Source organism: Asticcacaulis taihuensis (assembly GCF_900100255.1).
Classification (GTDB): domain Bacteria; phylum Pseudomonadota; class Alphaproteobacteria; order Caulobacterales; family Caulobacteraceae; genus Asticcacaulis; species Asticcacaulis taihuensis.
On the sequence record NZ_FMTS01000001.1, the window covers coordinates 935,515 to 958,244 of the forward strand.

Genomic DNA, 22,730 nt, shown 5'->3' on the forward strand with positions numbered 1-22,730 from the left:
ACCGCTCCCGCTTGGCTTCTTAGTACTTGATGCGCGCGCCAACGTACCAGGACTGGCCGTTGTCATAGTAGGCGCGCGGGATGCTCGGATCGCCGACGAAGTAGTAGAGCTTTTCGTGGGCGATATTCTGGGCATCCAGGGTCAGGGCGACATTCTCGGTCAGGTTATAGCTGAAAGAACCATCGAGCGTGCCGTAATCGTCCTGCCACATGGCCGAACCGCGATCGATACCGGACTTGAACTTCGAGCGGAAGTTATAGGCCAGGCGGCCGCTGAACTTCTCGTTTTCGTAGTAGACGGTGGCGTTATAGGTATGCTTGGAGCTGCCATCAATCGCCTGGCCGCTCTTGTCCTTGGAATCGGCATAGGTGTAGTTGAAGATGAAGCCGGCGCCGGTATCGGCCAGCGGCTGTTGCCAGCTAAACTCATACCCCTTGCTGGTTGCCTTGCCGCCGTTGGCGGGGCCGGTCATCAGGAAGTCATGTCCCTGAGGCGTCTGCTGCGTGGTATAGAACTGCGTGAACTGCTCCTGGGTGATGTAGTTGCCGATATCCAGATCGAAGACACCGAATGACACCAGAGAATCCGCGCCGTAATAATATTCCGCCGCCAGATTGTATTGCCAGGCGCGGTACGGATCGAGGTTCGGATTGCCGCCGGCGCCGCCGGTATAGGTGGCATCGACCAGGTAGAAGTAGCCGGCCAGTTGCGAATAGGCCGGACGCGTCATGACCTTTGCGGCACCGGCACGCAACAACAGATTATCGCTGACGTGGTAGGTGAAGTTGGCGCTGGGCAGGATGTCGGTATAGTCGTTTTCGGTGACCACCGCGCCCCAGTTTCCGAAGATGTTGGAGACAGTAATCGTCGGGGCATTGGCCGAATACTGGGTCGATTCTTCCTTGGTCTCGACCGCACGGACGCCGACATCAGCCCGCCACTTTTCACCGCCGAGCTTGGCCATCACATAGGCCGCGCTCGTCTTTTCGCTGACCGCGAAGCTTTGCGGCGCATAGAAGGCGAAGGTACGGCCGCCATTGTGCGTGTCGAGGTAGTTATAAACGGCATCGGCGCTGGCGTAGGAGTAACCGGGAATTGGGCCGAGGTCATGCGCGTAGTTCGAAGGCGTAACACCGCCGTCGAAGACCGAGGCGAGATTGGCCGTGCCGGCGCTGTTACCGGGCCAGGCATAGGCCAGGTAGTTCAGTTCGCGGGTATGGTCGGTGGCGCGAACACCGAACTTCAGGGTCTTCAGCACGCCATCGGCAAAGTCATACTCGGCATCGAGCTTGGCGTATGATTCTTCATCCGGCGCCGAGATGGTGCCGCCCCAGGACCAGCTATACTTATTGTTCAGATAGGCGGCCGAGGTCGGATCGGACGGCAGGCCGTAGTGAACGGTCGTGACCGGGTTGCCGAGCTGGTAGCTGACGGCGGTATTGTCCCAATAGGTTTCCCAGGCGGCGGTATCGTCGGTCACGCCTTCGCCGTGGGTGTAGCCGGCCTGACCGGTGATGGTCAGGGCGTCGGTCGCCTTGTAGGTGAAGTCGACATTCAGGTCATAGGTGCTGGAGTGCGCCTTGCGGAAGATATCATCCTGCACAATGGCGTTCAGGCCCGGCGCGGCCGCCCAGCTTGCCGAGGTAACGTAATCGCCGCTGACGGTATAGGCGTCAGGGGTCACGGCCGAAAGCTTGGAGCCCCACATCATGAAGTTGTGGTTTTCGTTATCGGCCTGCAATTTGGTGTAGAGGCCCGAAAAGTCGATTTCGAGTTTGTCGGACGGCTTCCACTGAGCCATGAAGTTCCCGCCCTGGCGGATACGTTCCTGGGTGAAATAGGCCGAACCGATCAGGGACGGAATATATTTGGTCTGACCCGTGCCGGCGAAGTTCGGCGTGGCTGTAAAGCCGAGGATTTCCTGGCCGTCACGACGGAAAGCGCGCTTTTCATAGAAGGCGCCAAACAGAATGCCGAAGGTACGGGAATCGTTCTTCCAGCTATACATGCCCGAAACATTCGGGTTCCACTTGTCGGCCAGTGTCGAATACATACCCTGCGCCGAGGCGGCAATGGTATTGGCCGGCAGGTCCAGCGGCTTGCGCACATGGACATCGACCGTGCCGCCGATGCCGCCTTCGATCACGTCCGCCGACGAGGCCTTGATCACTTCAATGGTGCCGACCACTTCCGAGGGCAGCATGGTGTAGTTGAACGAACGGCTGCCGGACGTCTGGTCGAGCACGAACCAGTCACCGGTCGCCATGTTATGGCCGTCGAGCAGGGTCAGGTTCAGGTTCGGATCGGTACCGCGGATCGAGATGTGCTCGTTTTCGCCGAAACCGCCGGCGGCCGCCGTACCGGTGACGACATTGACGCCCGTGGCGCGCGACAGTGAGTCGGCGACGTTCTTGTCCGGGAACTTGCCGATGTCTTCAGCCGTGATGATTTCCGACACGCGATCGGCATTGCGCTTCTGCTTGAGCGCCGATTGCAGCGACTTGCGGATACCGGTGACGACGACGGTTGTATCATCAGCCGGCGTGGCGCCATCCGCCGAATCCTGGGCATAGGCATGGACGCCCATGGAAAGACCAATCGCCAGCGTAGCCGCCGCGCTGGTCATGAGAATATGACGTTTGAATTTCATCTGTGTAGCTTCCCTATTATGCAGTGTGCCGCCCGCGGCAGGGCGAACCCCTAAATTCTGATACTGCCGCATTTCTCATTGGACAGGCCCGAATTGGAAGCCATTACAATACCAAATGACACCAATAAAATACCTGACGCTGCACAAGTGCTATCTCCGGTCCCTCAAAACTGTCAACTTAGAATCGCACAGATATTAAATTGGGCTGCGCTTGCGTCGGAAATGTTACAAATTTATCGCATATTTTGTATTATAATTTTTGAAAAATCGCACATTTTCCGTATAATTTACGAGTTATGGCAAATTTTTGTGAAGACCGATTGCATTTTGGATTCAATTCAGCCATACCACTTAAAGGAATTGGTATTATAGGGGAGACAACATCATGCCGACATCGGGAAGCCCATCCGCCGCAAACGTACCTGAGAAAACCCCCTGGGGCGCGGTGCTGATGTTCTGCGGTCTGTTTGCCATCTTCGGCTTCGTCACCTGGCTGAACGGCCCGTTGATCACCTTCTCCAAGCTGGCCTTCTCCTTGAGCGATGTCGAAGCCTTCCTGGTGCCGTCGGTCTTCTATCTCTCCTATTTCTTTCTCGCCCTGCCCTCGGCCTTTATCCTGCGCAAGACCGGCATGAAGGCCGGTATGGCGCTCGGCCTTCTGCTGATGGCGGTGGGCGCCGCCGGCTTCGGCCAGTTCGCCTCCATGCGGATGTTCCCGCCGACGCTCGTTTCTCTGTTCATCATCGGTGCCGGCCTCTCCCTGCTGCAAACGGCGTCGAACCCCTATATCTCGGTGCTTGGCCCCATTGAATCGGGCGCGCAGCGCATCGCACTCCTGGGCATCTTCAACAAGCTGGCTGGCGCCGCCGCGCCCTTCGTCATCGGCACCCTGATCCTCAACGGCATCGGCCAGATGCAGGCCCAGGTGGATGCCGCCCCCACCACGGCCGCCCGCGAACTGCTGCTCAATGCCTTCGCTGCCCGCATCCATCTGCCCTATCTGGTCATGGGCGCTTTCCTGGCGGTGATCGCCTTACTTGTCTACAAATCGCCCCTGCCCAATATCAGCGACGACGCCAATCCCGGCACCGGCAAGGGCTTCTGGGCCGCGCTGCCGCAGATGTTCTTCGGTTTCCTGGCCATATTCTTCTATGTCGGCGTCGAGGTCATGGCCGGTGATGCCGTCGGCACCTATGGCAACGGCTTCCATCTGCCGATCGACAAGACCATCTTCTTCACCAGCTACACCATGGTCGGCATGTTGATCGGCTATATCTGCGGACTGATCGCCATTCCGCGCTTTGTCAGCCAGGAACGCTACCTAACCTTCTCGGCCGTGCTCGGCATCCTGTTCAGCATCGGCGCGTACCTTACGAAGGACTATGTCTCCGTCGCCTTCGTCTTTGCACTCGGCTTCGCCAACGCCATGATGTGGCCGGCCATCTTCCCGTTAGGCATCCGCGGCCTGGGCAAACTCACCGAGTTCGGAGCCGCCTTCCTGGTCATGGGCATTATCGGCGGTGCGGTCATTCCGCAGCTCTTCGCCCATCTCAAGGACCAGTACGGCTTCCAGCTCGTCTTCCTGTGTCTGATGGTCCCTTGTTATGTCTATATCCTGATATTTGGCGTCATTGCCGGGCGCAAGGGCAAGGCCACGGCAATACCTGTGGACGCACCGACGGACGTCTGAAAAGCCGCCCCCTCACCAAAACCTGACGAGTCTCTCAACGCCAGTCATGCTATGTTGCCTCTTATGACAAATTCTGATCCCCGCTTGCAGCTTTTCGCCGGTGTTGACGGCGGCGGCACCAAATGCCGCGTCCGTGTGCGCAACGCCGCCGGCGATCTGCTGGGCGAGGCCGAGGGCGGTCCCGCCAATATTCGCCTGGGACTGAACATGGTATGGGCCAACATACTGGGTACGCTCGACCATGTGCTGGTCCAGGCCGGACGCACCTCCGGTGACTGGGACAAGATCAGCATCGGTCTCGGCCTCGCCGGCATTGCCTCCGCCGAAGATGCCGAGCGCACGATCAAGGCCGGCCCGCGCTTCGGCCGCTGTGACGCCTCCTCTGACGCCCATACCGCTTGCCTTGGCGCCTTTTCCGGTCGTGATGGCGGCATTCTGATTTCCGGCACCGGCAGCAATGCCTATGCCTGGGTCGGGCAAAAGGGCACCCAGATCGGCGGCTGGGGCTTTGAGGTCTGCGATAACGGTTCCGCTGCCGATCTCGGCCGCTCAGCCATCCGCGCCGCGCTCGAAGGCCAAGATGGCCTGGCGCCCGATACCGATTTCACCCGCGCCGTGATCCGGCATTTCGGTGGTCACGCTTCTGAAATTGTCCATTGGGTCACAACCGCCAAGCCGCGCGACTACGGCACGCTGGCACCTATGGTCATGTCGTTCGCCAATGCCGGCGATCCCGTGGCCACCGCTCTGGTGCAACATTCGGCGGATGACCTGGCGCGTTATATCAACCGCCTGCACGCCATTGGCGCGACAAAGGTCTGCCTGGTCGGCGGCATGGCGCCTATTCTCCAGCCATGGATTAATCCGCAGGCCCGCGCCCTGCTGGCCGAAGCGGAGCACGATGCCCTGGAAGGCGGGCTCCTGATGGCCCACGGCGTCAGCAACGGGCTGCCCCAAACGGTGACTGCATAATGCACGACATGTCTCACTCCGTTACCAACCGTCTCCTGGAAGTCGTGGTCGATACGGCAGCGGGCCTGCGCACGGCCGTCGATAGCGGCGCCGATCGTGTCGAACTGGTGGCCGCCCTTTCCGAAGGCGGCCTGACACCTTCGGTTGGCCTCATGAAACTGGGGGGCGAATGCGGCTGCCCGACGCGGGCCATGATCCGGCCGCGCGCCGGTGATTTTACCTATACGGCGGAAGAACTGCACATCATGCACAGTGATATCGTGGCCGCTGCCTCATGCGGGCTTGAAGGGGTTGTACTCGGCGCCAACCTGACCTCCGGCGCGCTCGATGAAGCAGCCCTCAAGGGCCTGGTGGTTCATGCCAAGGCGCACGGCCTGGCCGTCGCCATGCATCGCGGTTTCGATCTGGTGCCGGACCTGTCCGCCGCGCTGGAAATCGCCATATCTCTGGGCATCGACACCCTCCTGACCTCCGGCGGCGGCCAGACGGCCGCAGAGGGCGTGGAAGGTCTGGCGGCACTTGTTGCGCAGGCGGCGGGCCGGATAGAGATTCTCGCTGGCAAGGGTATTACGGCGGAGAACGTCGGCCCCATCCTCGATGCCGGTGTCTCCGCTATCCATGCCTCGTGCAATGCCCCGATCCCGCCGCACGACAGCCGCGCCTTCGCGCTCGGCTATGTCAGTGCCAATATGCGCGATACCGATGCCCGGTCAGTGGCGCACCTGAAATCTATCCTGACCACCAGGGGGAATGCCTGATGAACGCGCCTTCCCGCTCCAAAACCTACGCAGCCGCGAAAGTGCCTGACATGTCGTTTGCCGAAACCATAGGCCGCCTGGCCAAGGATGACCCCGCACCCTTGTACCTGCAATTGCAGCGCGCCCTGCGAGACGCCATCCAGAGCCGGCAACTGCATCAGGATGACGCCATTCCGCCGGAACGCGACCTGGCCGAGGAATTCGATGTGTCACGCATCACCGTGCGCAAGGCGATCGACGGCCTGGTATCCGAAGGGCTGCTGACCCGCCGTCGCGGCGCCGGTACCTTTGTGGCCTCACGCGTCGAAAAGAGCTTCTCCAAGCTCAGCTCCTTTTCGGAAGACATGATCTCGCGCGGCCGCAAGCCGCATTCGGAATGGGTGTCGAAATCCGCCGGCGCGGTGACTCCGGAAGAATCCCTTTCGCTGGGCCTGTCGCCCGGCGCCCTTGTCTACCGCTTCCACCGTGTCCGCTATGCCGACAACACCACCATGGCGCTCGAATACTCGACCATCCCCGGCTATTGCCTGGCCTCGCCGGAAGCCGTCACCAGTTCGCTCTATGACGCGCTGGAAAAGACCGGCCACCGCCCGGTGCGCGCCCTGCAACGCCTGCGCGCCGTCGCCTTCCTGCCGGAACAGGCCGAGCGCCTCGGCGTCAAGCCCGGCGATCCGGGCCTCTTCATCGAACGCCGCGGCTTCCTGCAGGATGGCCGCGCCGCCGAATTCACCCAGTCCTATTATCGCGGAGACGCCTACGACGTGGTCGCGGAACTCAACGATATAAGCTGATACCCCAAGGAATAATGATGCCCTCCCCACCCCTTGCCCATGCACCGCTCGACGCCAAAAAGACGTTGATGTTCTCCGAAGCCGCCGAAGGCGGCGCGGCCGTCCAGCGTTTCCTGTCCCACAACAAGGCCGCGCTCGCCCGCCTCGGCGCGCACCTGAAGGCCAATGCGCCGCGCTCGGTCACCACCGTGGCGCGCGGCTCCTCCGATCACGCCGCGACCTACGGCAAGTACCTGATCGAGACTTATCTGGGCGTCCCGACCTCCACCGCCGCCATGTCGGTTTCCTCTATTTATGCCGCACCGGTCGTGGCCGAAGACTCGCTGTGCATCGCCATTTCTCAGTCAGGCCGTTCGCCGGACCTGCTGGCGACTGTGGAAGCCCACCGCAAGGCCGGCGCCTATGTCGTGGCCCTGGTCAATGACGAGACCTCGCCGCTGGCCGCCTTGGCCGACGAATTGCTGCCGCTGTGCGCCGGACCGGAAAAATCGGTGGCCGCCACCAAGTCCTATATCGCCTCGCTCGGTGGCCTGGCCGCCATCGTCGCCGCCTGGTCGGGTGATGAAGCCCTGACCGACGGTCTGCGTGATCTGCCGGCGCAACTGAATGCCGCCTGGTCGCTCGACTGGTCCCCCGCCCTGCCGGTTCTGCAATCGGCGCGCAATCTGTTCGTCATCGGCCGTGGTTACGGCTTCGCCGTTGCCCAGGAAGCGGCGCTCAAGCTAAAGGAAACCTGCGCCCTGCACGCCGAGGCCTTCTCATCGGCCGAGGTCAAGCACGGCCCGATGGCCATTATTAATGACGGCTTCCCGATCATCGGCTTCGCCACCTCGGACGTGGCCGGCGACGGCGTGCGTGAAGCCGCGCAGGAATTCGCATCGCGCGGCGCCTCGGTCCTGCTGGCCAATGTCGAAGCCGTTAGCGGCACCACGCCCCTGCCCGCCCTGGCCAGCCATCCGGCGCTCGAACCGATCCTGCAAATCCAGAGCTTCTACTGCCTGGCCAATAGCCTGTCCGTGGCCCGCGGCCTCGATCCCGACACCCCACCTCACCTCAACAAGGTCACGAAAACCGTATGAGCCAGACCAGCTTTATCAATGCCCGGATCGCCACGCCAGATGCTCGGCTGATCACCGGCACCCTGACCTGTGAAGGCGAAACCATCACGGCGATCGGCGATCATGCGCCCGCCGGAGAGATCATCGATGCCGGCGGCGGCTATCTGCTGCCGGGCTTTATCGACACCCAGGTCAATGGCGGCGGTGGCGTCCTGTTCAATGACGAGACCAATGCCGCCGGTATCGCCGCTATCGGCAGGGCGCATCGCACTTACGGCACCACCGCCTTCATGCCCACCCTGATCAGCGACGAACTGAGCGTGATCGATGCCGCCATGCGCGCCACCGAAGACGCCATCGCCCAGGGTGTGCCCGGCGTACTCGGCATCCATATCGAGGGGCCGTTTATCTCGACACAGCGCAAGGGCATCCATAATCCGGAGATGTTCCGTACACTCGACGCCGAGTCGAAGGCTCTGCTCAAGAGCCTGAAGCGCGGCAAGACGATGGTGACGCTTGCGCCGGAAAACTGCACGCCGGAAGATATCGCCGAACTGGCGCAGGCGGGTGTTATCCTGGCCGCCGGCCATACCAACGCCACCTATGAAACCACGGTCGAGGCGCTGAAAGCCGGGATCACCGGCTTTACCCACCTGTTCAATGCCATGTCGCCCTTTACGCATCGCGCGCCGGGCGTGGTCGGTGCCGCGCTGGAAGACCAGACCAGCTATACCGGCATCATTGCTGATGGCCACCACGTCGACTGGGCCGCCCTGCGCATCGCCATGCGCACCCGACCGCTCGACCGCTTCATGCTGGTGACCGATGCCATGCCGACGGTCGGTTCGGATACCAAGACCTTCGTGCTCAACGGCCAGACCATCATCGTGCGCGATGGCGTCTGCGTCGGCCCTGACGGGACGCTCGCCGGGTCGGATCTCGATATGGCCACGGCCGTGCGCAACACGGTCAACCATCTGGGCCGCACGCCAGGTGAGGCCGCTATTATGGCCGCCACGGCGCCAGCGCATTTCCTGGGTCTGGGCACTTCGCGCGGTTCACTGGTGATCGGCCAGCGCGCCGATATCGTCTGGATGGACAGCGATCTGCAAATGAAGGGCACCTTTATCGGCGCCAAATCGGAAGAAGCCTTGGCGGCTTAAAGGTCACCTGCAAATACACACAGAGAAGCTCCTCTGCGGGGCTTTTCCTTTATCAGGCGATAATATCCGGACGAATCTTGTCTTCGATCTTGGCGATCTGGTCGCGCAGGGCCAGTTTCTTGCGCTTGAGGCGCGCAATCAATATCTGATCCGGCAGGGGCACGATTTCCAGTGCGCTGATCGAGTCATCCAGATCCTTGTGTTCCTGCTTCAGCAGGGCGCATTCGTTACGCAGGGCTACAACCTCGCCATCGATCGGCAGTTCGCGCACGCGCGGTTCCAGATCATCGGCTTGAGCCCGTGCCTCTTCCGGCACGAGGCCGATATAGCTGTGCTCGCCTTCCAGGCGTTGCGCAATCCGGCGCTCGATGTCTTTGTCCGAATCGCCTTTGCCAGTCTGCTCATCCGATTTGACCAGATGCAGATTGTCTTTTCCGCGCAAGGTCCGGATATTGCTGTCGTCGTGCATGAGCCGCCGACTCCTCTCAGGCTTAAGGGGTTGAAGCTAAAGGACAAAAGAGGGCATAAAAAGCCGCCGCTTTCAGTCTTTATAGCGCAATTTTTGCCAGTCTGAAAGGGTCTGCGTCAATCGCGCCAGCTTTTCCGCCGGATAGTCGTCCGACCAGGCTGAGGCGACATTAAGCAAGGCATCCAGCATGACAGCCGGCATAAGATCATCCGACCGGCGATCGCCCGCACCACTCAAGGCCGCCAACTGCTCCAGCAGAACCTTCTCCGCCTGTAATTCCATCGCCTTCGCCTGCTCCCGCAGGGCAAGACGAGACCCCGTATCCCCATCCGAAAGAGGCTGCTTCAACCGTCGCCGCACACGGCGCAGAGGCACAATGACCTCTTCGGACCACGCCCGCGCCATCCCGGCAGCTTGAGACGCCATGACATCACTGACGGGGCCATGCGTGGCGGCCCAGGCGGCCCATAGCAGCAACGGGACATTCTGGTCATGCGCATCCTGCAATTCCAGGCACTGTTCGGCCACGCCCGGCGCGCCATATGCGGCCACAACCCATGACCACACATCTTCAGTCATTGAGGCTGATATCCTCGCCCCAGCGCGTCATCGGCACATCGATATCGAACAGGGCCAGGCTGCGCGCCACGCTTTGACGCACCATGTCATCGAGGCTTTTCGGTTTGGTATAGAAGGCCGGCATGGGCGGCGCGACAATGGCGCCCATCTCGGTTACCGCCGCCATTGACCGCAGATGGCCGAGATGCAGCGGGCTTTCCCGCACCATCAGCACCAGCCGGCGGCGCTCTTTCAGGCAGACATCGGCCGCCCGGCTGACCAGGGAAGAGGTGACCCCCGTGGTAATCTCGCCTAGCGTTTTCACCGAACACGGCGCAATCAACATGCCGAGCGTACGGAAAGACCCCGAAGCGATGGCTGCCCCGATATCCGCCGGCTTGTAGACCACATCCGCCAACGCCTGCACATCGCCCAGCGAAAGATCGGTTTCGGCCTCCAGCGACAGGGCCGCCGCCTTGGACACCACCAGGTGCGACTCTATGCCCGCGGCTTTCAGCATTTCCAGCGCGCGGATACCGTAAACCGCTCCGGAAGCGCCGCTTATGGCGACAATAAGACGTTGATTGGGTTTCATTTTATCATTTGTCATGCGTAAAACTGCTTAACACATCCTATACTATAATTCTCTCATTACCGTGATCGGATGTAACGGATTGTGATTCCACATTGCCGGCATACGGGTGTTCCCTGAGTAGCCCGGACATGGGGTCCGGACAGAGAGACTGAAGGATACTGCCGTATGAGCATTGAAGCGAGAGTTCGTGAACTCGACCACCGTCATCAATCCCTCAAATCCATCATTGCCCGCGAAGAACGAAGCCCCTCCGTGGACTCTCTATACCTAAAGGAACTCAAGCGAAAGAAGCTCAAGCTGAAAGAGGAAATTGAACGCATCAAGACCCTCCAGCGACAGGACGTGATGGAAACCGTCCAGTAGACTTTAAACAGAAGAATTCTGAAGGCGCCAGGTTCGAGCGGCACCGCAGAAAAAACCTCCGGGATCAGGCATCCCGGAGGTTTTTCTTTGCCGAATGACCAACGCAGGATTCTGCTCCCGCTTCTCGTATCAGTGTACGGAAGCTTGAACAGATGGAGAGACAGGCGTAGAGCGGTGAGAGTTTTTCTCGACATGGCGGATGGCGGGCCGTTTACGATACAGATGACGACCCTCCTGACAGACGAACAACTGATGACCCAGGTGGCGCGTGCCGACAGCGCGGCCTTTCGTCAGTTGGCTGGCCGTCACCTGACGCGTGCCTATGCCATCGCCTTCCGCCTGCTGCACAGCCGCGAGGACGCCGAAGAGGTGGCCCAGGAAGCGATTTCCAAGGTCTGGCAGAAAGCCGCCGCCTTCGATCCCGCCCGCAGCGCTTTCGGCACCTGGTTCTATCGCATCGTCACCAATGCCGCGCTCGATCGCCTGCGCCGCCGCAAAACCCCGGCGGAAAACCTCGATGACCATGCCGAAGCCCTGCGTGACACGGCCCCGACCGGCGAGGACCTGCGCATCAAGGCCGACGAAACCCGCCGCATCAGACAGGCCATGTCCGCCCTGCCGGCCACGCAGCAGATGGCGCTCACCCTCGTCTATTACGAAGAGTTCTCGCAGGCCGAAGCCGCCCGCATCATGAACATCACCACCAGCGCCCTCGAAGCCCTTCTCTTCCGCGGAAAGAAGGGCCTGAAGCAGAGACTGACCCCATGACAGACCCGCTTGACCCCGAACTGAAATCCCTGCTGCAAAAGTGGGAAATCGATCCGCCCGCACCGGATATGCCCGCCCGCCTGATCCAGACCGCTCTGAGCCATCCGCAGGAAAAGCCCTGGCATATCGTGGCCATGGAAAACCTGCGGCGCGCCTTTACCGACTGGCAATACGCCATTGGCTACAAGCTGGCCGCCCTGGCCGGATGCGCGGCGCTGGGTCTGGGCATCGGCATTGCCGCCGGCGAGTCGCTCGATGTCGCGGGCGTCGCCCTGATGGCCGGACTGGGAGGCTAGGATGAAAAACTGGAAAACCGGCGCCCTGATCGCTGTTTTGCTCGCCTTAAATGTCCTTCAGGGCGCGGTTCTGGCCGGCCTGTTCATCAAGTCGCGCATGGCCCGGCATGAGGCCGCACCCGTCATCCTGACTGAGGAAAAGATCGCGCAAATGCCGCCCCAGACCCAGGCCGCCGTCAAGGCCAGCCTAGCGGAGGCCCGGCCGGTGCTGCGTGCCCGCCTGACCGAGGTGCGCAAGGCGCGGCGCGAGTTGAAACACTATATTGCCAGCCCGCATTATAACCGCGCCGAGGCCCAGAAGCGCTTCGAGGCCCTGCGTGAAAAGAGCAACCAGGCCCAGATGGTGGCGCAGGACATGCTGCTGAATGCCGCCGACAAAATCCCGCCGGCAGACCGCGCCGACGTGGTTCAGGCGATCAGCGAGGATGACGCGTCAAATTAGCCCATCTTCACGGTGCGGATGGAGAAGCTGGAGGCCAGCTTGGACACGCCCGGCATGATCGAAAGCACATCGCGGTGGACATCCTCATAGCTCAAGGATTCCCGCAGCACGATTTTCAGCAGATAATCGGCCTCGCCCGACATCAGGTGGCATTCCTCGATGGCGGCGCAGGCCAGGGCCGCGCGCTCGAACTTTTCGAAGGTCTCGCGGCGCTGGTCAGTGAGCGTGACATGCACGAACACGGTCCCCTGCTTGCCCTGGACGTTTTCGGCGATCACGGCGCGATAGCCGGTGATGACGCCTTTCTGTTCCAGGATCTTCACCCGGCGGTGGGCGGCTGAGGGGGAAAGCCCTACCGCTTCGCCCAGATCGGCGGAGGTGGCGCGGGCATCGTTGCGCAGGACCTTGATCAGTTCGCGGTCGAAGGAATCAAGATCGGAAAATTTATCGCTGTTGGCCATGAAATTGAGAATATATCCTCTAACTTGCCAGATCAACGTACAAAATTTCAAAAAAATGCCGTTTCAACAGGATCATAATAGACGACAAGTGAAACTAAAATAAGACCACAGGAACCGGGAGCGAAAGCATGAAGATCAGTGTCCCCAGAGAAATCAAGAACCACGAATACCGCGTCGGGCTCGTCCCCGGTTCGGTGGCCGAACTGACCCACCAGAGCCATGAGGTGTTTGTCGAAACGCAAGCCGGGGCCGGCATCGGCTTTTCCGACGAAGACTATCGCGCAGCGGGGGCAAAGATCGTCATGACCGCCGAAGAGGCGTTTGACGTCGCCGAACTCATCGTCAAGGTCAAGGAACCGCAACTGAACGAATGCAAGCGTCTGAGAGCCGATCAGACGCTTTTTACATATCTGCACCTGGCTGCCGACAAGCCCCAGGCCGAGGCCCTGATGGCTTCCGGCGCCACCTGCATCGCCTATGAGACCGTGACCGAACCACAAGGCGGCCTGCCCCTGTTGCGCCCCATGTCAGAGGTCGCCGGACGGATTTCGGTCCATGTCGGCGCCACCTATCTGCACAAGGCTTTTGGCGGCCGTGGCGTCCTGCTGGGTGGTGTGCCCGGCGTGGCGCCGGCGAAGGTCGTGATCATCGGCGGCGGCGTTTCCGGCGTCAATGCGGCGCAGATGGCGGTGGGGCTGTCGGCGGATGTGACGATTTTCGATATCAACGCCCACAAGCTGATTGAGATCGATCAGATGTTCCACGGCCGGGTCAAGACGGCCTATTCCTCGAAAGCCGCGCTGGCCGAGGCGCTGAAAGAAGCCGACCTGGTGATCGGGGCGGTGCTGATCCCCGGTGCGGCCGCGCCCAAGCTGGTGTCAAAGGCTCAGCTCAAGACCATGAAGCCCGGCGCGGTGCTGGTCGATATCGCCATCGATCAGGGCGGCTGTTTCGAGACCTCGCACCCGACCACGCACCAGGACCCGATCTTCATGGTCGACGGTATTGTCCATTATTGCGTCGCCAACATGCCGGGCGCCGTGGCGCGTACCTCGACGCTGGCGCTCAACAACGCCACCCTGCCCTTTGTGGTGAAGATGGCGCGCATGGGTATTTCGGCCGCCCTGGCCGCCGATCCGCACCTCAAGGCGGGTCTGAATATCGCCGGCGGTCGCATCACCTACCAGGCGGTGGCCGAGGCGCTCAACCTGCCGTTTGCCGCCTGATCCGGCCGCACCCCTGGCGCGTATAAGATCATTCGGTGCCGCTTCGCCCTATGGCGGCGCCCTTAAGCGTCCGGGAAATGCCCTCCCTCCCGGACGCTTTTTTTGGCTACCAGAGGACTTTCCACATCAAAGTGTCACGGTTACGGTTCTATGACGCGGTAGCGTTTTATGAGGAGCCCGCCATGATTAAGTCCCGCCGTTTTGCCCGCAATGTCTGCCTGGCTGTTCTTGGCTTCATCGCAATCAGCAGCATGGCTCACGCCGCCGACAAGCCGCGCAATGTGATCATCTTTGTGGCCGATGGCCTGCGCTACGGCATCGTCAATCACGATACGGCCCCGACCCTGGCCAATATCCAGAAAAACGGCGTCGATTTCCGCAATTCGCATTCGCTCTACCCCACCGTCACCACCACCAATGCCTCGGCCATCGCCACCGGCCACGGCATAGGCGATACCGGCGAATGGTCGAATTCCCTGCGCCTGCCGGCATTGAAATACGAGCCCGGCGCCGTTCACTTCATGGAAAACGACGCGATCCTCAAGGAAGCCAATGGCCTTTATGACGGTAACAACTATCTCAATGAGATGAGCCTGCTGGCCCTGGCCCGTCAGAACCATTGCCAGACGGCGGCCATCGGCAAGGAAGGCCCGGTCCTGATCCAGGATATCAGCGCCGCCGATGGCGCCAGCACCATCTTTATCGACGACTCGACCGGTACGCGCTGGGAGAAGGGGCACCCCATTCCGGTCGCACCTGAGATCATGCAGGCGATCAAGGATGCCGGGCTGGAAACCGAGGCGCGCGACCGCGGCCTCAACCAGTCCCCCGGTGCCTATAACCTGCCCGGCGTACAGGTGGCCAATATCTATCAGCAGCAATGGTTCGTCGACGTGACCACCAAGGTCGTCCTGCCGCGCTTTGTGGCCAGTGGTCAGCCCTTCGCCCTGGTTTACTGGTCGCGCGACCCGGACGGCACCCAGCACAATACCGGCGATAGCCTGAACAAACTCTCGCCCGGCATCAACGGCCCGACCTCACTGGCCGCCGTGCGCAATGCGTCCGATAACCTGCAAGCTTTGATCGACAAGCTGAAAGAACTCGGTGTCTACGACAATACCGACATCTTCGTCACCGCCGATCATGGTTTCTCGACCATAGCCCGCCAGTCGAAGACCTCCTGGGCGGTGAAGCAATCCTATCCGGACGATACAGTGAAGGGCTTCCTGCCGGAGGGCTTCCTGGCCATCGACCTGAGCCGGGCGCTGAACCTGCCACTGATCGATGCCTACAAGTCGCCAATCCGACTGGAAAACGGTGAGCATCCGCACAATTACTCGGCACTGGGCGGCGATCTCGATCATCCTGACGTGCTGGCGGTCGGCTCCGGCGGTTCGGAACTGCTCTATCTCGATCCGGCCAAGGCGAAGGCCCTGGCGCCGAAGATCATAGCCGCCCTGACGCAGCAGGACTATGTGGCGGCCTTGTTCGTCGATGACGAATTGGGCCCGATCCCCGGCGCTCTACCCATGAGCGCGGTGGGCCTGCGCGGATCGGCCCTGACGCCGCGCCCAGCCATCTATGTCGGTTTCGCTGATTACGTCCTGCCCTCATGCCTGAAAACTTGGAAGCAGCCCGAACTGTGCTCGGTCATGATCAATGACACCAATCTCCAGCAGGGCCAGGGCAATCACGGCGGCTTCACCCGCGCCAATACGCGCAACTTCATGGCCGCCATCGGTCCGGACTTCAAGGCCGGTTATGCCGATGCGGCCCCGATCTCCAATGCCGATATCACCCCGACACTGGCCCACATCCTGGGTTTTAACCTGCCCTCCAAAGGCCCGCTCAAGGGCCGCGTCATCGATGAAGCGCTGGTCAACGGTCCTCAGACCATCGGCAGCACGCCGCAGGTGACCCGCTCTGCGCCGGCCGCCAATGGTTTTGTTACCATTCTGGAAGGCCAGAATGTGGGCGATGAACATTATTTCGACGCTGCCGGAATGCCGGGCCGCGTGGTGGGCTTAAAGTCCACGAAATAGACTGTTTGATTACAGTATTATTTTTCTTGGTGTTTCTGGAATTGTGCCACATAGTCTCTGCCTAAGGGCTGGAAATGCCTTGGATTTTGTGGGGAAAACTATGGCCCGGACCGTCCGGATACGTCGCATTGACGTGGATGAACTGGAAATCGTACGCGAACTGGCCCTGATCATCTGGCCGAAATGTTACCGTAACATCATCGGTCCCGATCGGGTCGATGCCATGCTGGCCGTACTTTACGCAACCGACAATCTCGAACGGGAAATGGTTGAGCACGGGCACGTCTTCTGGATCGTGCGCGTCAATGAGATGGATGTGGGCTATGCCTCTGCCTATGTTGATGGCGACCGCCTGTGGCTGAAAAAGCTGTATGTCCGTGATGAGTTTCGCGGGCTGGGTCTCGGCAAGGCCCTGATCGAGGCGGCGCTTGATCATTTCACGGCGAACGAACTGGCGCTCTATGTCAACAAGGACAATACACCGGCGATAAACTATTACCTGCGTTCGGGCTTTCAGGTTGAAGCGGAAGTGCCTGTGCAGATGGGACCGTACGAATTTACCGATTATGTGATGCAGCGCACGCTTTAATATTCGCAGAAGAATGACAGCGCTGGTCACACGCTAATCTTTACCCTTTATTATCTATACCCGCAAAAAAAGAGAATTTTTTCGTTGTAACAAGCCTGTTACCACTCATTTAACAACTTACGCGGGCGAATCATCTGTGTTAACCTCTCCTAACGCTTTATTAAGGCGAGCGCCCGGTCAGTGTTAAAACAGAAAAAGACACATAAAACCGAGACGTAATAATACCTGCCCTATTTCTGCAAGAATTACCGAGTAAACCGACAATCGATCTGAGGACGAGCCATCCGCTCATAATATTGCTCTCACCCTGATAGCCATGGAGCCACACCATGACCCTCACGCCGCAAACCCGCCCTATCTCCGTTTCCGAACTCGATATCGTGCGCGATATCGCCATGCAGGTCTGGCCGAAATCCTACCGCGCCAGCATTCCACCTGATCAGATCGATTCCATGGTCAGTCAGGCTTTCGACCCGGACAAGCTGGAAGACGACATCATGCAGCGCGGCCACGTCTTCTTCGTGATCCGCGCCGGCCGCGTCGATGTCGGCTTCTGCTCCGCCCACCTCGAAGGCACCCGCATCTGGATCACCAAGCTGTGCGTCCTGCCCGATTTTCGCGGCTTCGGCCTCGGCAAAGCCCTGATCCGCGCAGCCCAGGCGCACTTTGCCCCGGCGCATGACATCGTCATGTGCATTCACAAGGACCACGATCCGGCGGTCAATTTCTGCCTGCGCAGCGGCTTCAAGATTGCCCGCGAGATCCCCTCCGAACTGGATGGGCTGACCGACTATGTCATGCTGATGCCCATGTCGCAGATGGAGATGTGCGCGGCTTAAGCCAGTAACTGTCGGATATCCGGCCCGCCGAATCCCACCTGCCAGGCCCAGACCAACAGGCAATGCAGGATGACGGCGGGCCATATCGATCCGGTACGGTAACGCATCAACGCGCATCCCAGGCCGAGCACGCCCGCGCAGGTCAGAAATGCCGGCTTCAGGAACAGATGCGCGCCCGGCAAGATGAAAAGCGCTTCAATCACATGCCACGCTACAAAGATGAGCACGGCCGCCCCGATCCACAGGGCCGGCCGCCTTGTTTCCCCCTGATCGGGCACCAGCAGACCCCGGAAAACCACTTCCTCGCTGAAAGCTGGCACCAGCAAAACGCTCAGCAAACGCAGGGGCCAGCCGGTCGTGCGCGGCTGCCAGTGAAGCAAGCCGGTGAGACCGGCCACCACAGAGATGAAGGCCAGGGTCAGGCCGCCTATCAGCAGGCATAACCCCCAGCCTTTGAAGTCGGGCCATGTCAGAAGCGAACGGATCAGGCGGCGGATCATTCCACCAGCCTATACCTTTTTGCGCAAGGCGTGAATGGCCAGCCAGATCATCAGCAAGACACCAATCATATCGAGAGCGATCTTGCCATAGAGATCGACGCCGCCGCCGAAACCTATGAACAGGAAAGCGAAATTCCCCCAGGTGATCGAAAAGGTCATGGCGATCAGGTGCGCCATCGTCCATTTCGGCGAAGCCATCCAGCGCGGCACCAGGGCCATGATCAGCAATCCCAGACCGATGCCCACCGCGACCGGCACAAAGGTCGGCACTTGCGGCGCGGCGCCAAAGGCCAGCACCTCGATGGCGAAGATGCCCCCCGCCGTGGCCGCACCGAGCGCGGCCAGCAACAGCGGATGCGGCGGGTTCGCCGGTTTTGCCGGCGCTGCCAGTACGCGCCGCAACGGTCCGATCGCCAGGCCGATCAGGACAAGGATCGCCGCCGCCGAAATAATCGCCAGGTTTTGCGGCAGGTAATAGGGCGGCAAGTGGAAGCTGTTGGCCCGCGCGATGATATTCCAGCCGTACCAGGCGGCAAATGACGCCGGCACAAACAGGATCACCAGCGGAATTATGCCCCACATGTTGAGCCATGGCTCATCCTTGCGGGTCGGATACAGCATCTCGCACAGCGCCACCGGTACGCAGACCACAAAAATCGCCTCATACAACATGGCCCAGGTGAAATAGACATAGTTGAAGCCAAACGCCCGGCCATATTCCACGCCCTTGATCTGCACCACCAGGGAGGCGAAGGAGGTCTGCTGGATCAGGCACTCTTCCGCCACCGCCAGGGCCAGGGCGAGCAGGATCAGGTTGACCCAGCCCAGCCGGAACCGGCGCACGCAGTAACGCGCCAGCACCGCGCCCGTGCCCCAGATGAGCACTTCCATGAGGAAGATAGCCGGAAAACCCATCAGCGCGCTCACCCGCGTGGCGCCCGGCAGCACCTCCGCGATCAAGGGCGCCATCAGCATAAGCGTTATCGCCGGCAAGGCTTTATGGAACCACGATTTTTTCGCTGCATCAGGCATGTTTTTGCCTTTCCCTTATCATTTATCTCATATATAAATATCTTATGTCTAAGATAAATGCAAACCGCAATCTGGGGCGCGAGCTGGCCACGGCCGTCATCACCTTCCATGAAACCGTGGCCCGCCGCCTCAATATGAGCGCGGCCGAAAGCCGCTGCCTGGGGGTGCTGAATGATCTGGAAGTGGCGACACCTGGCCAACTGGCGCAGGCCACGGGTCTCACCACGGGCGCCATTACCGGCATAGTCGATCGGCTGGAAAAAGCCGGTTACGCCCGCCGCGAGGCCAATCCGGACGACCGCCGCAGCCTGCTGGTCCGTATTCGCCAGCCGGAAAAGATCGGCGAAATTCTGGGGCCGATCTATGGCTCGCTCAGCGCTGCCATGAAGCAAATGTCCGGCGAGTATACGCCTGAGCAACTGGAAATCATCGATCGTTATCTGACCCAGACCATCGAGGTGCTAAAGGGCGAGACGGAAAAACTGAAAAACCGCTAGTCGGTCTTTACGGACTTGAAATCCGCCGCCATGGCTTGCGCGGCGCGCACATCGGATCCCGACATCTGCGTTTTCAGGCTATCCGCCGCCTTTTTGGCGTCTTCATTCTCCTGCCCCGCTGACAGTAGATACCACATCAGGGCCGTCTTGCGGTCCATGGGTACGCCAAAGGCATTTTCATACATGACGCCAAGCTGGTACTCTCCTTCGTCATCGCCCTGCGCCGCCGAGAGTCTGAGCCACTTCAGCGCCTGGGTGTAGTCCGCGGTGACACCATAACCCTTGGCGTACATGTAACCGATCTTGTACTGCCCCGGCGCATAAGCCTGGTCCGCTGCCATCTGATACCACTTAAACGCCTGACCATAGTCACGCGGCAGGAAATCGCCATAGAAGTAGCTGCTGCCCAGTTTCAACTGGCCGATACTGTTGCCCTGCATGGCGGCAAGCGCATAATATTTAAAAGCCTCCCCCGCATCACTTTCCATACCGATGCCTTCGTCATAGAAGCGGCCGATCGCCAATTGGCCATATTCGCAGGTCTTGTCGGCCGCCTTCTGATACCACTGACGCGCCTGAGCCAGATCCTGCGCCTGACCGTTCAGGCCTTTTTCAAAAACACGCCCCATGGCGTAAAGCCCGCTGCAATTGCCAAGCTCGGCGGCCTTTTTATAGTTGTCCAGCGCCTTGGCGGGGTCCTTCGCCACGCCCTGCCCGTCATCGTACATATCGCCGAGCGCATCATAGCCATAACCGCTGCCGAGATCGGCGGATTTCTGATAAAGCGCCATGGCTTCGGCATAGTCCTGCTTCACGCCACGCCCGCCATAGTAGAGGTCTCCCAGATTATTGATGGCGAAGATGAAGTTCTGGTCCGCCGCCAGTTTGTACCAGCGCGCCGCTTCGGTCTCGTCCTTTGCGACGCTCTTGCCGTTTTCGTACATCCAGCCGACGCTGTATTGCCCATCGGCGTTGTTCAGCGCGGCCGCCTGCCGGTAGAGCTTCATCGCCATGTCAGCGTCTTCGGGTACGCCGCTGCCCGTGACATAGAGATCGCCCAGATCGACCTGCGCCTGAGCGTCACCGGTCGCCGCGGCCTTGTCCAGCCACTTGAAGGCCAGGTCATAATCCGCCTGCACGCCCGTGCCGCGATAATAGGCTTCCCCCAGTTCATCCATGGCCCGTATATCGCCGGCCTCGGCTTTTTTGGTCAGGTCGTCGATTTTCGCTGACTGGGCATCGCCGGCAAGCGCGTGCAGCGGCACGCCTCCCAGCACAAACAGAGCACAGGCTGCGGATAAGATTACAGATTTCATGATAGTCCCCCTCGGTAACCGGATAAGGATAGATGAGATTTTGCCGGTTGTCTCGCCCGCTCTGCGATCGGAAGTGTGCGGCATTTTCCACGCCCTCTTCCAGCCCCCTTTAAATTGGGTTAAGAAGAACCACATAAGGACGGCGTTGGGGGCGCGTTTGGCTGCTCCCCGCGCATAGGGCAACAAAGGAGCGCCTTCTATGAAATTTTCGCGTATTTTCGGTCTTGTCGCGGCTGCCGGTCTTGCGCTGAGCCTGGTGGGCTGTGGGGTCAATAATATCCCCACCAAGGAAGAGCAGGCCAAGCAATCCTGGGCCGATGTCCAGAACGCCTATCAGAACCGCGCCGACCTGATCCCCAACCTCGTCGCCACCGTCAAGGGTGCCGCCGCCCACGAAGAAGGCACGCTCACCGCCGTGGTCGAGGCCCGCGCCAAGGCAACCTCGGTGACAGTCGATGCCTCGACAATCAATGATCCGGCCAAGTTCAAACAGTTCCAGCAGTCGCAGGACGGTCTGTCCTCGGCGCTCGGCCGCCTGATGGTCATTCAGGAGCAGTATCCGAACCTGAAGGCCAATGAGAACTTCCTGACCCTGCAAAGCCAGATCGAGGGCGTCAACAACCGCATCACCGTGGCCCGCCGCGACTATAATGCCGCCGCAACGGCTTATAACCTGAGCCTCCGCACCTTCCCGAGCGTGATCTGGGCGAAGACCCTATATGGCTCCAGCAAGCCGATGGAACTCTTCACCGCTCAGGCCGGCGCCGAAACCGCCCCGGTCGTCAGCTTCGACAAGCCGGCCGCGCCCGCTGCCTCAGCCTCGAACTAACCGCCAGCAAGGCCATCCGGAATGAACCGTTTACTGAAACCCTTCTGGGTGGCCTTTATTGCGCTCACTCTGGCGGTGTTTGGCACCTCGGCCTTTGCCGAACCCAAATATCCCGACCTGAACAATCAGCGCGTCGTCGATGACGCCCATCTGCTCTCCGACGCCACCAAGGCCGACCTGACCGCCAAGCTCAAGGGGCTGGAAGACGCCACCACCGACCAGGTTGTTATCGTCACCGTGCCGGATCTGCAGGGCTATGACATCGCCGATTATGGCTATCAGCTTGGCCGGCACTGGGGTATCGGCCAGAAGGCGGGTGGCCCCGCGGCCAGCAACGGCCAGACCTACAAGGACAACGGTATCCTGCTGATCGTGGCGCCCAATGAGCGCAAGGTCCGCATCGAGGTCGGCTACGGCCTCGAACCGGTGATGACCGACGCCCTGTCGTCGCTGATCATCCAGCGCGCCATCCTGCCGCAGTTCAAGGCGGGTAACTACGAGGCCGGCATTGTGGCCGGCACCGACCAGATCATTGCCCAACTGGCGCAGGATCGCCAGGTCGCCATCCAGAAGGCACAAGAGGCCCAGACGGCGGCCGATACCGGCAATGACCGCAGGGGTGGCATTCCCTTCCCCCTGATTATCTTCATTATCATCATCGTCATCATGTTCTCGCGCGGCTGGCTACCGTGGTTCCTGCTCGGCAATATCCTGGGCGGCGGCTTCGGCGGCGGTCGTGGCGGCGGCGACTGGGGCGGTGGCGGCGGTGGTTTCAGCGGTGGCGGCGGCTCCTTCGGCGGCGGCGGCAGTTCGGGAAGCTGGTAAC

General features: G+C 60.5%; 25 protein-coding genes. 17 read left to right on the plus strand and 8 right to left on the minus strand.

Features of this window, described 5'->3' with window-relative positions; genetic code table 11:
• Window positions 1-19: 19 nt before the first annotated feature.
• Window positions 20-2,650 (minus strand): TonB-dependent receptor, encoded by a 2,631-nt coding sequence (locus BLO49_RS04475; protein ID WP_090644690.1) that lies wholly within the window; start codon window positions 2,648-2,650, stop codon window positions 20-22.
• A gap of 385 nt (window positions 2,651-3,035) precedes the next feature.
• On the opposite strand from BLO49_RS04475, the gene BLO49_RS04480 reads away from it, so the two are divergent.
• The 6 genes from BLO49_RS04480 to nagA all read left to right on the plus strand — a co-directional run bounded on the left by BLO49_RS04480 (window position 3,036) and on the right by nagA (window position 9,082).
• Window positions 3,036-4,340 carry a sugar MFS transporter gene (locus tag BLO49_RS04480; RefSeq protein ID WP_090644694.1) on the plus strand — a complete coding sequence of 435 codons (1,305 nt, stop codon included), beginning with the start codon at window positions 3,036-3,038 and terminating at the stop codon, window positions 4,338-4,340.
• 63 nt (window positions 4,341-4,403) lie between these two features.
• Window positions 4,404-5,312: a glucosamine kinase nucleotide-binding domain-containing protein gene (locus tag BLO49_RS04485; RefSeq protein ID WP_245678855.1), complete on the plus strand. Its 909-nt coding sequence runs from the start codon at window positions 4,404-4,406 to the stop codon at window positions 5,310-5,312.
• An 8-nt stretch (window positions 5,313-5,320) separates the two neighbouring features.
• Entirely contained in the window at window positions 5,321-6,070 is a 750-nt protein-coding gene (locus BLO49_RS04490; RefSeq protein ID WP_090646115.1) for a copper homeostasis protein CutC, read from the plus strand.
• Between the two features lie 50 nt (window positions 6,071-6,120).
• Window positions 6,121-6,861 carry a GntR family transcriptional regulator gene (locus BLO49_RS04495; RefSeq protein ID WP_090646117.1) on the plus strand — a complete coding sequence of 247 codons (741 nt, stop codon included), beginning with the start codon at window positions 6,121-6,123 and terminating at the stop codon, window positions 6,859-6,861.
• A gap of 17 nt (window positions 6,862-6,878) precedes the next feature.
• Window positions 6,879-7,940, plus strand: a complete 1,062-nt coding sequence (locus BLO49_RS04500; protein ID WP_090646120.1) for an SIS domain-containing protein — start codon at window positions 6,879-6,881, stop codon at window positions 7,938-7,940.
• Window positions 7,937-9,082 (plus strand): N-acetylglucosamine-6-phosphate deacetylase, encoded by a 1,146-nt coding sequence (nagA, locus tag BLO49_RS04505; RefSeq protein WP_090644700.1) that lies wholly within the window; start codon window positions 7,937-7,939, stop codon window positions 9,080-9,082. The genes BLO49_RS04500 and nagA overlap by 4 nt, the downstream gene beginning before the upstream one ends.
• A gap of 52 nt (window positions 9,083-9,134) precedes the next feature.
• Here nagA and BLO49_RS18370 read toward each other — a convergent pair whose 3' ends face one another.
• The 3 genes from BLO49_RS18370 to BLO49_RS04520 all read right to left on the minus strand — a co-directional run bounded on the left by BLO49_RS18370 (window position 9,135) and on the right by BLO49_RS04520 (window position 10,719).
• A complete protein-coding gene (locus tag BLO49_RS18370) occupies window positions 9,135-9,551 on the minus strand; it encodes a YdcH family protein (protein ID WP_170828202.1) in 417 nt (138 codons plus the stop codon).
• 72 nt (window positions 9,552-9,623) lie between these two features.
• A complete protein-coding gene (locus BLO49_RS04515; RefSeq protein ID WP_090644702.1) occupies window positions 9,624-10,130 on the minus strand; it encodes a TIGR02444 family protein in 507 nt (168 codons plus the stop codon).
• The gene (locus BLO49_RS04520) at window positions 10,123-10,719 is read right to left on the minus strand and encodes a UbiX family flavin prenyltransferase (RefSeq protein ID WP_090644705.1); all 597 of its coding nucleotides are present in this window, start codon (window positions 10,717-10,719) and stop codon (window positions 10,123-10,125) included. Before BLO49_RS04520 ends, BLO49_RS04515 begins: the two co-directional genes overlap by 8 nt.
• Window positions 10,720-10,869: 150 nt before the next feature.
• On the opposite strand from BLO49_RS04520, the gene BLO49_RS04525 reads away from it, so the two are divergent.
• The 4 genes from BLO49_RS04525 to BLO49_RS04540 all read left to right on the plus strand — a co-directional run bounded on the left by BLO49_RS04525 (window position 10,870) and on the right by BLO49_RS04540 (window position 12,573).
• On the plus strand, window positions 10,870-11,067 hold the full coding sequence (locus BLO49_RS04525; RefSeq protein ID WP_090644707.1) for a DUF465 domain-containing protein: 198 nt from the start codon (window positions 10,870-10,872) through the stop codon (window positions 11,065-11,067).
• 174 nt (window positions 11,068-11,241) lie between these two features.
• Window positions 11,242-11,835, plus strand: coding sequence for a sigma-70 family RNA polymerase sigma factor (locus BLO49_RS04530; RefSeq protein WP_139159618.1), 594 nt, complete (start codon window positions 11,242-11,244; stop codon window positions 11,833-11,835).
• Window positions 11,832-12,131, plus strand: coding sequence for a hypothetical protein (locus BLO49_RS04535; RefSeq protein WP_090644713.1), 300 nt, complete (start codon window positions 11,832-11,834; stop codon window positions 12,129-12,131). The genes BLO49_RS04530 and BLO49_RS04535 overlap by 4 nt, the downstream gene beginning before the upstream one ends.
• Window position 12,132: 1 nt before the next feature.
• On the plus strand, window positions 12,133-12,573 hold the full coding sequence (locus BLO49_RS04540) for a periplasmic heavy metal sensor (protein WP_090644714.1): 441 nt from the start codon (window positions 12,133-12,135) through the stop codon (window positions 12,571-12,573).
• Here BLO49_RS04540 and BLO49_RS04545 read toward each other — a convergent pair.
• Window positions 12,570-13,034, minus strand: coding sequence for an Lrp/AsnC family transcriptional regulator (locus BLO49_RS04545; protein WP_090644717.1), 465 nt, complete (start codon window positions 13,032-13,034; stop codon window positions 12,570-12,572). The genes BLO49_RS04540 and BLO49_RS04545 overlap by 4 nt on opposite strands.
• Before the next feature lie 128 nt (window positions 13,035-13,162).
• Here BLO49_RS04545 and ald point away from each other — a divergent pair, with 128 nt between their 5' ends.
• The 4 genes from ald (at window position 13,163) to BLO49_RS04565 (ending at window position 17,730) form a co-directional block, all read left to right on the plus strand.
• Window positions 13,163-14,260, plus strand: a complete 1,098-nt coding sequence (gene ald, locus BLO49_RS04550) for an alanine dehydrogenase (protein ID WP_090644719.1) — start codon at window positions 13,163-13,165, stop codon at window positions 14,258-14,260.
• 182 nt (window positions 14,261-14,442) lie between these two features.
• Complete coding sequence (locus BLO49_RS04555; RefSeq protein WP_170828203.1) at window positions 14,443-16,302, plus strand: alkaline phosphatase family protein; 1,860 nt, start codon at window positions 14,443-14,445, stop codon at window positions 16,300-16,302.
• Window positions 16,303-16,402: 100 nt separating this feature from the next.
• Window positions 16,403-16,891, plus strand: coding sequence for a GNAT family N-acetyltransferase (locus tag BLO49_RS04560; RefSeq protein ID WP_090644723.1), 489 nt, complete (start codon window positions 16,403-16,405; stop codon window positions 16,889-16,891).
• Window positions 16,892-17,220: 329 nt separating this feature from the next.
• Window positions 17,221-17,730, plus strand: coding sequence for a GNAT family N-acetyltransferase (locus BLO49_RS04565; RefSeq protein ID WP_090644726.1), 510 nt, complete (start codon window positions 17,221-17,223; stop codon window positions 17,728-17,730).
• Here the strand turns inward: BLO49_RS04565 and BLO49_RS04570 are convergent.
• Window positions 17,727-18,230 carry a CPBP family glutamic-type intramembrane protease gene (locus BLO49_RS04570; protein ID WP_090644728.1) on the minus strand — a complete coding sequence of 168 codons (504 nt, stop codon included), beginning with the start codon at window positions 18,228-18,230 and terminating at the stop codon, window positions 17,727-17,729. The two genes, BLO49_RS04565 and BLO49_RS04570, sit on opposite strands and share 4 nt — an antisense overlap.
• A gap of 9 nt (window positions 18,231-18,239) precedes the next feature.
• Window positions 18,240-19,262, minus strand: a complete 1,023-nt coding sequence (locus BLO49_RS04575; RefSeq protein ID WP_090644731.1) for a hypothetical protein — start codon at window positions 19,260-19,262, stop codon at window positions 18,240-18,242.
• A 44-nt stretch (window positions 19,263-19,306) separates the two neighbouring features.
• On the opposite strand from BLO49_RS04575, the gene BLO49_RS04580 reads away from it, so the two are divergent.
• Window positions 19,307-19,759, plus strand: a complete 453-nt coding sequence (locus BLO49_RS04580; protein ID WP_090644734.1) for a MarR family winged helix-turn-helix transcriptional regulator — start codon at window positions 19,307-19,309, stop codon at window positions 19,757-19,759.
• On the opposite strand, the gene BLO49_RS04585 is transcribed toward BLO49_RS04580, so the two are convergent.
• On the minus strand, window positions 19,756-21,075 hold the full coding sequence (locus BLO49_RS04585; protein WP_170828204.1) for a tetratricopeptide repeat protein: 1,320 nt from the start codon (window positions 21,073-21,075) through the stop codon (window positions 19,756-19,758). The genes BLO49_RS04580 and BLO49_RS04585 overlap by 4 nt on opposite strands.
• Before the next feature lie 199 nt (window positions 21,076-21,274).
• Between BLO49_RS04585 and BLO49_RS04590 the strand changes: the two genes are divergently transcribed.
• Both BLO49_RS04590 and BLO49_RS04595 read left to right on the plus strand, forming a co-directional pair.
• On the plus strand, window positions 21,275-21,904 hold the full coding sequence (locus tag BLO49_RS04590) for a LemA family protein (RefSeq protein ID WP_090644739.1): 630 nt from the start codon (window positions 21,275-21,277) through the stop codon (window positions 21,902-21,904).
• Window positions 21,905-21,925: 21 nt separating this feature from the next.
• Window positions 21,926-22,729: a TPM domain-containing protein gene (locus BLO49_RS04595; protein WP_090644742.1), complete on the plus strand. Its 804-nt coding sequence runs from the start codon at window positions 21,926-21,928 to the stop codon at window positions 22,727-22,729.
• Window position 22,730 lies beyond the last annotated feature (1 nt).